The organism is Lactococcus sp. UBA7128 (genome assembly GCF_002492185.1).
GTDB lineage: Bacteria > Bacillota > Bacilli > Lactobacillales > Streptococcaceae > Lactococcus > Lactococcus muris.
This window is the reverse complement of the sequence record NZ_DKXK01000062.1, coordinates 1-12,211: the sequence shown is the minus strand read 5'-3', so window position 1 is coordinate 12,211 and position 12,211 is coordinate 1. Positions and strand designations below refer to the sequence as shown.

Here is a 12,211-nt window from a genome sequence, read left to right as displayed (position 1 = left end):
AAAGACAAGGTCTCTTGACTTTGTCTACAGTCTGAGACAGTTTCCTGTCTCTTTTGTTCTTGTTTTTTCGCAAGTGTCCCAAGCTCAAAAAAGCTCCGCTAGCAATTTCATTGAGAGTATTTCATGCTTGATTTCATGGAGATTTTTTACTTATTTTTATTGATTAGTTTTTTTATAAAATAGACAACAAAAACAATAAGGGCTATAAATGTAATAAAAACTATACTCATCATAGTCATATTGTACCTCCTTTCATATTAACAATTTGTAATTGTGATTAATTATTTGTAATTACAAGTTTGTTAGAACTATTGATAGTGGCACGTACCCATCCTGTCCAAGATAGAACATCCCAAATTGGAGTTGTTGCTTCAAAATGAGCCGTTGCTCGTTTGCTATTCTCAACTCTTAGACTAGATGACTTGATAGCGATACCAATAATCGTGTAATTTAAATTGTTGGCTGATGTTATTTTATTGTTTTTCACGTTTATATAAAATGTTACGTGCCAATTTAAACCCCAAGCGCTAACTTTATGTGAACCGTTTGATATACGTAATAAAGGATTTGATGCAGTTTCAACCTTGAAATTTGTTACATTTCCTTGGTCATCTACGATAGTTTTTGTATCTCCATTGAGTGATAAGTTTGACAAATCAAATTCTGCGGAAACACTAGAAGGTTTCTGGATAGCAGATACACTATATTGATCATTGTCATCAGCAAAAGCTACTGTTGAAGGTGCAATAGCTCCAGACAACATTGATAACATTGCACTTGAGAGAATGATTTTTTTCTTTAATTTTTTCATAATAAATCTTAAAATTCCTTTTATTATAGTTAACTATCATATTTCGACAATATTTTCCATGAATGCTTGACGACGCTTTCCCAATGTTAGAATAGCACTTTCATCCATGTATTACAACATTTTTTAAGATGGAAAAATACCATAATTTGAAATTTATTATCATGGTTTTATTTCCCAACTTCCACAGTTATTTCGACTTTAAAAACTGTAGACTCTCTATTTTAGAACGCTAAAAGTATATATAATGCCTCAGATTTCTGTTGCATAACATTTATTATCTTATATAAATGTATATATTATAAATCCATTAGCACTTTATTTTTATAAAAAGGGCTAAGCCTTGTATAGCCATCTGCCAAATAAAAGATAAAGCCCGTATACAAACCCTATGTGAGCTTGGTACCATTCGATTTAGAACGATTTTACTGTGGTTTTCATGACTTTAAAGATATTCCTCATTTCATGCAAAACTCTCACTTTCTCTTTTAGAGTAATCTTAGGTGTTTCTTCTACTCAGACTTACAAATTGTTTGCCACTTCTCCGATAATTTATCCCTCGCAAAAAATAAGAAACTGAGGCAAAAACCGAAAAAATGCTCAAGATGGCATTTCTCTATGCCATCTTGAGCATTTTTTCTTTCTGCATTTTAGATAAGTTTGAGCTTTTATCTTCGTCGTCTCAGACTCATCATTCTTTTACGTAAGGTAACGGAGCAAAGACAAGACGACCGATAGGGTCACCAAAACAACAATAATGGTATAAAAAATTGGTCTCCGATTAACTTCAGGCTCGTGCTGCTCAAGTCTTGCCTTATCAATTCGTTCTTCGATATCTTTATCAAGCAATTCATTTTTACGAGTCATTTAGTAACCTCCTAATATCTGATGATAATCCTCTGGCGTTGACTGTCCAGCATCGGAACGTTGTTTTGTAACTGCACGTGGCAAATCTTGACACTGCCGTAAAAAGTCAACCATTTGTTCAGGCTCTTGCGCTTTAAAAATATAATCTGGTGACATAAACTGCCGTTGATGAACGGTATTATCAAATCCTAAAATGAGAAGATCTGACTCATAGGCACGACGACTGGCTGATAAAATCTCTCCCCCATGATTGATGTCAAGGTAGACATCACATGCTTCAAAGAGCTGGTCAACCATTTTCTGAGAGACGTTTGGGTAGAGGGTCACTTGCTGAAAACTCTCATAATCAATGAGGTGTTGAGACATTTCTGTCAATGCTGCAATATGAATATGATAATCCTGCAAGTTTCGGAGTAAATTATCCAATCCCTCAATCTGGTCCGAATTTGTTAAAATCAGAGCTTGCTTACGATTGTGATTTGTACGTATGTTGGGATAAATATATCCAAGATATGCAATTTTCTCCGCTTCCTCTGCACTTGCCAAACGAAGTAATTTCTCATAAACTGTTTTTTGTTGGACAACTACACGTTTAGTCCGCCCAGCATTTCCTTCAAGGATGAGTTTCATATTTCCTGGAATAGCCTCACCTACATCCTCCTGCCAAAATAAGGTATCCACTCCTTCACCTTGATAATAATAGGAAGCTAAAAACGGTAATCCGAGTGAATTATACCAAATATTTGAGAGGTTATACCCTGCCTCTGCCAGATAAAACAGGATAAAATCCACCAGCCTTGTAAAATGATAGTCTTTGCCTTGCCAACTCAGTAGAACATCCCCTGTTACAAGATTATGACTGATCACCTCATGCCCTTGTTTCGTAAAATATTTTTTGAGAACAACTTGCTGATTTCCATCAAAGTAAGTCTTTGCAAAGCACCAGCCGTATTGGTTGTAGTGGTCGGTTACATACACCTTTCCATCCAAAGTCAACCAATCTACCTGCTTTATCAGACGTAAGTAGAGTGGCATATGATAATGAATGGTCGCTTTCTTAACGCCGTAACTCCATACCTCACCTTCTGTATTATTTCCTGTAATTTGCCAGCCTTCAGGAACAGTGAGTTGGTTAAAGTAAAGAGCTTTACCAGTATCAGAAGTAGCATTACAAAAATAGCGATAAGGGGAAGTGATGTCCTCAGGCAGATTGCCTTCGTCATTAAGAACGATTGTCTCACCCATGATTCCCGCTGCTTGCAGAGAATAATGTAAATCCAAGGCTTCTTGGTTCAACCAGTCATATATTCTAATCATATAAAACCTCCTTGATAAAGTCTTGCCACTGTTTAGCTACTTCGTGTGCCAAAAAAGCCTGTGCTTTTTGGTAAGAATGGGCATGTGCCTTATCTGCATCCATTGTTTGAAAGTATTGAACAATAGCATCAGCAAAAACTTGTGCCATATGCTGGCTATTATCAGGTTCTTGGCGTTCTAAGAGCAGACCATTCACCCCATGACGGATAAAGGTCTGGTTGCCATAAGGTACATCTAAACCAATCAAAGGCAGACCCGAACCTACTGCTTCAAGAAGAGTTAAACCAAATCCTTCACTGGTGGAGGCCGTCAAGTATAAAGCATAATCTTTATAGATTTCTGTCAAGTTCTGATGACCTTTCAGCTGAATATAGTCCTGAGCATGAGCATCAGAAATAAGCTTTGTGAGTTTATTGCGTTCCCCTCCTTCACCATAGATGTCAAATGTCAACTGTGGCAAAGATTTTTTCGCCAAGATAACAGCTTGTAAAAGCCAATCAATATGCTTTTCTGAAGCCAAACGTGAACTTGTCATCATGCGATAAGGCACACGCTGACTTTCTGGGTAGCGTAACTTATCCAAGCTCCCTACAGGGATAGCATAAATTTTTGGTCGGTGAGTTGTATAATGTTGGAACTGCTCATCCAAGAGTTCCTTTTGGACTTGGGTTGAGGCGATGAAGGCATCGACTTTATCAGCATTTGTAAACTGATATTCGTAATAATTATTCCACAGAATATTATCCTCTTCATCTGCTTTTGCATTGTAATGCTCTGCATGGATAACCACAGCTAGAGCAGCCTGCCCCTTATGGTCAAATACAGCCTGTCCAATACCTGTTGCACGATCAAGTAAAATCATATCTTTTCTTGTTAACGCCAAACAGTCTAACAAATATCCTACTAACTCTTCCTTGCCATAGCACCACTTGTTTTCAAACTTGAAGATGCTCATCTCAGGCTCACAATATTCTTCATAGGCGACACTCCCATCCTCATTGAAAAAGGAGCGCTGAATGAGTTGCGGTTTTTGATCTTTGGGCATGTAATATTCCGTAAAAATCTTTACATAACTATAGTAATCCTTACGTACTAAATTACCTTTTGATACGTATTCTACACGTTGAACATAGTTGTCCTCAGGCCCGCATAGGGAAACGTTAGCGTAGAAATCCTCGTTAAAGTGATAGCGCCATAAATTTCCAGCTTTATCAATAGACTGAACAGGTAGAGTGAAACTGTTCTCAAGTTCTGATAGGGGATAACTTGTTGGAGCAATTTTAATATCTGTAAAATAGCTGTATAGCCAAATAATCTCGTCATCACTAAAGCCGATATTTGCAGTCAAATGTTCCAAATTTTCATGTTGAAACATGTCTGTAAAGATGAATTTGGCAGGAATCCCCAAGTCGCGAAACACACTCGCGCGGTAAGCTTGGGCATACTCAACTCCACTACTTGCCCAGCCTATTCCTAAATTAATGTTATAAATTGTCATCTTAAACTTCCTTATACAAAATAAATTGAATAGCCCGTATTGCCATCGCTTTCGATGGTACTTAACATAACATTACGTAGCACTGTTTCTTTCACAGCTTGACACATGCGGTCATAAGATCGCAGAGATTCTTGATAATACTCTGTCATGGTACTCCTTTGGGCTGCTTGCCGGAGCGATACAAAATTTTTCAGCTGCTGCAAATTGTCCACCTGCTCCAACCAGCAAGCGTCAATAGCATGTAAAATCGAAAGGCGTAAAAATTCAGATTTTTTCTCCTCAGTCTGTAATCTTTCAGCTTTTCGACTCATCTCTGAGTAATACAGACTTTTTAGATAACGCTTCACAGCTACCTGATTGTCAATAGAAACAGGAAGTGAAGCTTCCTGAAATTGATAGCTAAAATTATCTAAAATATAGCGGCGTAAGGAGCGTTCTGTTAGACCAGAATTTGATGCCAAATACTGTGAAATCACTTCGTCCACAATATGGTCAACTTTTTGAGATAAGTTTTTCTCGTCATAAATCAACTCATCACGTAATGCATAGATTTTTTGACGTTGAACACGTAAACTTTCATCAAATTTAATGGTCGATTGACGTGCCAAAACTGAACGGTCTTCACTCTTTGCTTGCGCTTGCTTTAAGATACGTTGATGTCTTCTCTGATGCAAAGGCTGCCCATAGTCGCTGCGTTGGTGATGATTATTTTTTTCAAAATATCGTGTTGCCCATTTGCCACCGTATTGCTGTACTAGCTCATCCTCTAACGAAACGAAAAATTGACTCAAGCCAGGATCACCCTGGCGCCCTGCACGCCCTCGCAACTGCCAATCAATACGACTGTTAGGCATCCGTTCTGTACCAATAACGGCCAAGCCGCCAAGTTCCGCAACGCCTTCACCCAGCTTGATATCTGTTCCACGACCGGCTAGGGATGTGGCGATTGTCACTGTTCCTTTTTGCCCCGCTTCTTTAATAATCAGGGCTTCTTTAGCAACATTTTTCGCTGTCAAGACACTATGAACAATACCTTCTTGCAATAGCATGCGGGAATAGATTTCAGCAATATCCACTGTACCAGAAATCAAAAGAACGGGCTGCCCTTTAGCATGCAGCTTTTTTACATATGTCAAAGTCGCTGCCAGTTTCTCAGGTAAAGTCACATAAATCTGATCTGGAAAGTCTTGACGAATCACGGGCTTATGGGTTGGGATAACGATGACAGATACACGATAAGTGCTGATAAGTTCATCTTCTGCAATTTTTCCTGTTCCTGTCATTCCAGATAACTTGGGAAACATATTAAATAAACTTTGATAAGTCACTGAAGCTACTGAACGAGAGTCTTTTGTTTTCTTGACCCCCTCTTTAGTTTCAATTGCTTGATGAATCCCTGACTGAAGACGAGTCCCTTCTAAGATGCGCCCTGTACGGTTATCCAAAAGTTTGACCTCATTATCCACCACAACATAATCCACATCTTTTTTATATAAATGGTGAGCGCGAAGCGCTAGATTAATGTGCCTGTTCAATTCAAAATAGCTACTGTCATAGAGATTTGGGATATTAAAATAGTTTTCTGCATAATGTCCACCCTTAACTGTCAAATAAACAGCCTTATCTTCTCTGTTAAAATGATATTCTTCCTCTTCATGCAATGTCAGCACAAACTGGTTGCACACATCATAGAGATTAGATTGAACGCGCGGAACTCCTGAGATAATCAAAGGTGTCTGAGCACTGTCGAGCAATACCGCATCTGCCTCATCCACAATAACATAATGGAAGGGTCTGAGAAACTTACCTTTTTTATCGCCTGCAAGATTATCAGCGAGATAGTCGAAGCCCAGTGCTGTACTGGTTGTATAAGTAATATCTGATGCATAAATTTCTCTTTTTCGTTTGGCATCAACCTCTTCGTCTTCTTCATAAACACCTACACCTACCTTCAAGTCCATGAATGAAAAGACTGGCGACATCTCCATTGCATCTCGTTTAGCGAGATAGTCATTTGTCGTAACGAGTATGGCTCCCTTCTCTTCCAAAGCATTAAGATAAAGAGGTAAAGTCGCCGTTAGAGTTTTACCCTCACCCGTTTTCATCTCAATGATATAGCCAAAATGCAAGGCCAAGCCGCCTAGAACTTGAACATCATATGGAAAGAGACCCAAAATTCTTTTGTCTGCCTCACGCATCGCTGCGAAAGCCTCCACAAGTATATGATCCAACGTTTCTCCAGATTGTAAACGCTCTTTAAATTCAGCTGTTTTTGCTGACAATTCAGCATCAGTCAAGGCACTCATCTCATCAGCTCGGGCATTAATTTTTTTCAAAATACGGCGAAGTCGGCGAAGTTTTAGGGCATTCATTACCCCTCTTCTTTCTTTTGGCGACATAGTCACTCCTCTTCTATATTTCTGATAAGAGGGGCTACAAGGGCGAGCTCCTCTGGTAATTTATCTGATAAATAGCCTCTTGTCTTCATCGCATAGCTTGTAACGTTATGCTGCGGCTCTGTCAAAAATAAGCTAAGATGATTAAAAGTCAAATCGCTGCATCCCGCACTGAACAAAGAAATATGATAAGTAAATGTTTCCTCTGGACAAGTGAACTGTCCCACTTTCTCACGTTGGATATAAGACCAGATGACTTCATTTTGTCGATTGTAAAAATCAACTTGGAGATAGGCTCTATCAGCCGGGACCGTTTCAAAGGCAGCAGACAGTTCGTAAGCACGATTGGGGATCAGGAGAGGAAGCTCTGGCGAGCGACGATCCCCTTGATAGTTGGTCCGTGAGTCAAATTTCAGCAAAGGTTTTCCAGAAGCCAGAAGAGGATTGTGGTAATGAAGTGTTTTTCCTGCTATCTGTAGTTGAGTTCCGTAAAGGTAAACATGACCCTTATGGACTTCTGTCCATGTGATTGTTTTTACTAATTGTTTTGTCATCTTCCCCTCCTTTCATACCCCTCCCCAAGAAGATCAACATATTGTTTCATAAACCACTTCTTGATGGAGTGACTATTGTCATTGTGACGTCCCTCATAGCCTTTAGCATAAATATGGACATTCCTTTGGGAAAGGTGATGGATAAGCCTTTCAGTCGCTGAACGGTCATAGTCATCTTGCTCCATATAAGCAATTGCAAAATGTGTATCGGAAAAATCAGAAGTTGTAAACTTCTCCCAAAATTTCTTGTTAAGATTGTCAATATTTGCAGGTGAAGTGCCACCCGTTGCGTTCAAAAGGACATCAGCACTGGTTTCAAACTCATCGGGACGGAGCAGTTTCATTCCTTTAACCGTATCACCAAGATTAGTAAAAGGTTTGCCAACAACAACTGCGTAGGGATTAAAATGTGCAGCATAGTACAGGGCACCGTAAGTTCCCATTGATAAGCCTGAAAGAATCAAATCAGAGGACGAAAAACCTAGATAGTCCAAAGCCTCTTGAATAGCAGCCACAATTGTTTGCTCAAGCTCAGGTGTACCAATGTAGAAACCGCCTCCTTCAAGACGTGGATCACCTATCAACATAAACGGTGTCTTGAGAGATTTCATGATACCATAACCCTCAAAACCTTCTGCCGATCTATATCCTGAAAAATAAACAGTCAGTGGTGGCTTCATATCCCCAGGATTGAAGTAAGTAATAACCTCTTGACGCTTACCATCACTGTGACGTTCCCCACCCAAAACAAAGCGGCCCAGGCCAATACGTGAATAGCGCCAATGCAGAGGGCCAAAAGTAACCTCTCCTTCCCCCTTTGCATAGATCGAAACCGTATAAAAACTTATTTTTTCGTTCTCTACAGGAATAACGTAGGGTTCTTGCATGTCGGCTTCTGTCAATATTATCGGTGCCTGCAAGTCATATAAACTCCCCGCACGAATCGGAAAGATACGAAGTTGTAGGTCACAAGTACCTGATTTTTTGACATATTCTTGCCAAATTTCTAAGGCAACGGGGAAGGTACTGAGATTGTAGCGGAAGGTAAACAGCTGCTCAAAGTTCTCACCAAAGTAACCTGAGGCTGTCATACCTACATGTCCATCGAAGTGGATATTCCCTTGAAAATTTGGATTCACATCTATATCAGGAATTTTTAACTTGGCACCATATTGGCTGTCAAACAGAACCTGTGAGAGATACTTTATTTTTTGCGAAATGTCGCCATCAATCGGTAATTCACGCAAGCATTTTCTGCGAAATATCCCCGTTGGACTCATGTCTCTTATGAAAAGCCCTTTATCATGATACAAACCATAAGCCTCAATCGTAGAATCCAGTGGTTCAAGAAGCGACTCATCAATAGTTTCTGTGAGGAGAATGGCGTTAAAACGAATACGGATTTTTGGCTCATCCCTCTCCTCCGATGCTACCATTATTTTAGCACGTTCAGCTTGTTTAAGTGCTTCTAAAAAGGAAACAATCTCATTTGGGCGACAAAAATGCCACTGCATGTCTTGAGGTAAAGCATCAACTTGCTCCGCCCAATTATTGTTACCAATCTGTAAGACTGTAATCATCTTTTCACTCCTTTTCTAGCAATGATTGCCACTGTGCTAATATTTTACCACTTGTATAGTCAGACATCTTAGAAACTGCATACACAAGAGCTTTGTTCCAGTTTGTCAAACCATCAAAGTAATAATCCAGCGCCTTGTGCAGCTCTTGTGACGAAGAAATAACCCAGCCATTTTTTTGATGATCGACATAATCTGTTTCTACTCTATTGATCTGAGGAACGCCTGCACTAATACTTGCTATCTGTGTGTACAAGTCAGGAAATTCTCCCAAATCAATCACCAGACGAGCACTGTCTAAAGCTGTAATGATATGATTTTCATTGCTAAAATATTCAAAACTAATACGCTGAAGTTCCTCTACTTCCTCATCAACATGATTCTCGCTAAAGTCCTCAGCCTCTCCATAGAAAAGGCAACGATCATATCGCTCATTTATCAACTGTTCAACCCAGCTTTGAAGATTTTTCAAATCATAATCTGAGCGAAAAGTGATGAGCCTAAGTTGGACAGACTCACAAACGGCCATTTTATCTAAAATGGGCAGTATATATTTCCTAAGAATGTCATCACTAATCGTATCGATATAAAAGTAAATAATGAGTTCTTTCATAAGTTGACTATGTCCCAACCTCAAACGGGTATCAAAGGGAGAAATCTGTGTTACTTTCTTATCAGTTAAACCGACTTCCTCTAAACGCCGATTCAGATGTGACAGTGTCGTCTTGGTATCTGTTACCATAAGATCCGCTGCTGATGCCACTTCCAAAAAGGTGGAAGATGCAAGATTATAACGCTCTCCAAAGAAGGACAGCACCTTTGTTTGTTTTTCAAAAAGAGAAAGCAAGAGATGATTATGTTGCTCATGTGATGCAATCACCAAAGTATCATCATCATTAAAGTACTGACGACGTAAAAGAGAGAGACGTTCAATAATCAGTGCTTCCCAACTGTCATAAGTCAGTTGCCTAAACATATGGTCCGATACAGGGTTAATAATAATTTTTGACTGTTCGCCAAAAACTTCTCGCACTTGCCAAACTCCTCTGGGATTAAGATAGTCTTGGTATTGAACCTGGCCATTTGCATCATAATAAATCAAACTGGACAAGAAACCTCTATCATCAAAGACATAGGTTTTATCTGTATGCCCCTCCTTCTGATAATCAATTTGCATAAGATTACCATTTTCAGCGAAATGAATATAGGCCAGCGGAGCATCTTCCAGCATTGCTACAAGAGCAAAAGGACTGTGATGAAAAGCTGTCCCTTGTGGCCAATCAAGGTCTTTAAACGAGATAGGATTGGTGTGCATACTTTTGATATTCTGGATATCATCAAAGAATGACCAATATGAGCTTGTTAATAAACCTTGCTTATGCAAATAATAGCGCAGTTGAGGACTGTAGTTTAAGATTAATAACTGGCTTGGTTCCTGGACTTGTTCGAACATCTTGATATGATTGACAGTATCGTCAAATTGCATCCTCTCAAAGACTCGAAACCAAAAGGAGGTCGTATCATACCAGATGCGTCCTTGACCATACCATGCTGGAACAAAATAGTACATGCAAAACTCCTAGATAATATTTTTATAATTTTTCCAATTCTGTAACATGTTGACTTGTTCAATAATACCTAGCATTAAGGTTGACACGATATAGGCGTTACTCACAAGTAAGGCAATGCTGATATTGTCACTGTTTCCCTGTTGTGTCAGCACCACAACAGCTAAAGGGCAAGCACCCAAAAGCAGTACCATCCACGCCCCAAATTGAGCCAGTAGATTGACTTTAGACTGTATAAAACGTCTCGTTTCATCGCCAGGTCGCACAAAATCAATGTAATCACCATTTTGGCGCATCCCTTTAGCAATATCGTAAGCGTCATAGTTATAATAAGCAAACCCAATAGCGAGTATATAAAGAATAACAGCATAGATTCCTACACCTAAGGGCTTGGAGATACCGATTTGCGTCACCAGACTTATAATCGTGGGATTATTCGGAAAAATAGATAACAAACCGCTCAAAATAAAGGGGGGTAACATCATCAGCGTCATTCCATACATGAAAGGCAGCGCACCTGCTGGTGTAACACGAATAGGCAGGTAGCTTTCTTTATTATATGCATTATTTATGCCAATGCGTCGTATAGGAATACGGTACTCCGCACGGTAAAGCACTACTGTTAGCAAAACCAGTAAAAAATAGGTGCTTAAGAAAATGAGTAAAGAAAGCATCAAACCAAGAGATGAAAACTGGTTTTCAGAGAAATACGCGCCTATGTTGTCCTTAAAAGCAAGTGCCATATTGACAAGAATGATAAGCATCATCCCACCTAGACCTTTCTGTGCATTAAGATTTCCCAACCAGATCAATACAAAACTTCCTGCTGTCATGATAAGCATTGTGAAAAGTCGCAAGGTAGATTCTTGAGCAGTATCTAGAGCTAATCTATTATAACTGGAAGCAGCTGTTAATCCAAAACTCTGAATGAGAGCAATTCCAAGCGTTAAAAATAGGCGATAACGGTTGAGTTGTTTACTGGTTGCATTTTTGAAATACCCCATCATCGTGATAAAACGCCAAATAATCATGGCTGTCATCCAAGGACTTAAACCAAGTGAAAATAAGTTGATACTACTGAGTTGCGCTCCTGTTACTGAGGCCACATTATTAAGCAGCTGTATATCAACTATCTTGGCCAAAGCTTCAGTATTTAGGATTACAGTTGGCACTGGAATTTGTTGTCCAAACATATAGACCAACACGATAACCAAGCTCCATAGAAGTTTTGGAAAAATCAAGGCGCTACGCCATTTTTTTTGTAGTTTGAGAAACATAATTTTCTTATTTCCTTATTTATTTCTTGCGAATCATCTTTTTATCGCTTATTTCATATAAGCATTTATCAAGCCCTGTTATAACACAGAAGTAGCCATCCCTTATAGAATGACTACTTTATGCTGACACTAAGATTACTTCTTATTAATTTTCATCTGATTTTTTCCGTTTTCTTCCAGCCAAAAGTCCTGTCAAGAATAGACCAACAGCTGACAACGCACCTGTACTTGCACCCTCACCAGTATTTGGCAAACGACGTGAAAGTTCGGAATTTAACTCAGATGCTGCTTCGGAAGCAGCTTCGCTTACTGATTCTGATACGGATTCTGAAACTGATTCGCTTACTGA

The 12,211-nt window shown here is 39.3% G+C and carries 10 protein-coding genes; all 10 read right to left on the bottom strand.

Annotated elements, in window-relative coordinates; translation table 11 throughout:
• Positions 1-277: 277 nt before the first annotated feature.
• Positions 278-811, bottom strand: coding sequence for a DUF5626 family protein (locus B4H39_RS06845; protein ID WP_251422520.1), 534 nt, complete (start codon positions 809-811; stop codon positions 278-280).
• 696 nt (positions 812-1,507) lie between these two features.
• Positions 1,508-1,675 (bottom strand): hypothetical protein, encoded by a 168-nt coding sequence (locus tag B4H39_RS06840; RefSeq protein WP_251422523.1) that lies wholly within the window; start codon positions 1,673-1,675, stop codon positions 1,508-1,510.
• Positions 1,676-2,992, bottom strand: a complete 1,317-nt coding sequence (gene gtfB, locus B4H39_RS06835; protein WP_251422526.1) for an accessory Sec system glycosylation chaperone GtfB — start codon at positions 2,990-2,992, stop codon at positions 1,676-1,678.
• A complete protein-coding gene (gene gtfA / locus B4H39_RS06830) occupies positions 2,985-4,490 on the bottom strand; it encodes an accessory Sec system glycosyltransferase GtfA (RefSeq protein WP_251422529.1) in 1,506 nt (501 codons plus the stop codon). The genes gtfB and gtfA overlap by 8 nt, the downstream gene beginning before the upstream one ends.
• 11 nt (positions 4,491-4,501) lie before the next feature.
• Complete coding sequence (gene secA2 / locus B4H39_RS06825) at positions 4,502-6,889, bottom strand: accessory Sec system translocase SecA2 (RefSeq protein WP_251422532.1); 2,388 nt, start codon at positions 6,887-6,889, stop codon at positions 4,502-4,504.
• A gap of 2 nt (positions 6,890-6,891) precedes the next feature.
• A complete protein-coding gene (gene asp3, locus B4H39_RS06820) occupies positions 6,892-7,440 on the bottom strand; it encodes an accessory Sec system protein Asp3 (RefSeq protein ID WP_251422534.1) in 549 nt (182 codons plus the stop codon).
• Entirely contained in the window at positions 7,437-9,020 is a 1,584-nt protein-coding gene (asp2, locus tag B4H39_RS06815) for an accessory Sec system protein Asp2 (RefSeq protein WP_251422537.1), read from the bottom strand. Before asp2 ends, asp3 begins: the two co-directional genes overlap by 4 nt.
• A 4-nt stretch (positions 9,021-9,024) precedes the next feature.
• Positions 9,025-10,587 carry an accessory Sec system protein Asp1 gene (asp1, locus tag B4H39_RS06810; protein WP_251422540.1) on the bottom strand — a complete coding sequence of 521 codons (1,563 nt, stop codon included), beginning with the start codon at positions 10,585-10,587 and terminating at the stop codon, positions 9,025-9,027.
• 9 nt (positions 10,588-10,596) lie between these two features.
• The gene (gene secY2 / locus B4H39_RS06805) at positions 10,597-11,862 is read right to left on the bottom strand and encodes an accessory Sec system protein translocase subunit SecY2 (protein ID WP_251422542.1); all 1,266 of its coding nucleotides are present in this window, start codon (positions 11,860-11,862) and stop codon (positions 10,597-10,599) included.
• Between the two features lie 145 nt (positions 11,863-12,007).
• The coding region (locus tag B4H39_RS06800; RefSeq protein WP_286927549.1) for an LPXTG cell wall anchor domain-containing protein at positions 12,008-12,211 on the bottom strand (204 nt) is incomplete at its 5' end.

Excerpts from the sequence above, each read along its gene's own strand:
- secY2 (WP_251422542.1), bottom strand. The coding sequence starts at position 11,862 with ATGTTTCTCAAACTACAAAAAAAATGGCGTAGCGCCTTGATTTTTCCA.
- asp1 (WP_251422540.1), bottom strand. The coding sequence starts at position 10,587 with ATGTACTATTTTGTTCCAGCATGGTATGGTCAAGGACGCATCTGGTAT.
- gtfA (WP_251422529.1), bottom strand. The coding sequence starts at position 4,490 with ATGACAATTTATAACATTAATTTAGGAATAGGCTGGGCAAGTAGTGGA.
- B4H39_RS06840 (WP_251422523.1), bottom strand. The coding sequence starts at position 1,675 with ATGACTCGTAAAAATGAATTGCTTGATAAAGATATCGAAGAACGAATT.
- gtfB (WP_251422526.1), bottom strand. The coding sequence starts at position 2,992 with ATGATTAGAATATATGACTGGTTGAACCAAGAAGCCTTGGATTTACAT.
- asp3 (WP_251422534.1), bottom strand. The coding sequence starts at position 7,440 with ATGACAAAACAATTAGTAAAAACAATCACATGGACAGAAGTCCATAAG.
- secA2 (WP_251422532.1), bottom strand. The coding sequence starts at position 6,889 with ATGTCGCCAAAAGAAAGAAGAGGGGTAATGAATGCCCTAAAACTTCGC.
- B4H39_RS06845 (WP_251422520.1), bottom strand. The coding sequence starts at position 811 with ATGAAAAAATTAAAGAAAAAAATCATTCTCTCAAGTGCAATGTTATCA.
- asp2 (WP_251422537.1), bottom strand. The coding sequence starts at position 9,020 with ATGATTACAGTCTTACAGATTGGTAACAATAATTGGGCGGAGCAAGTT.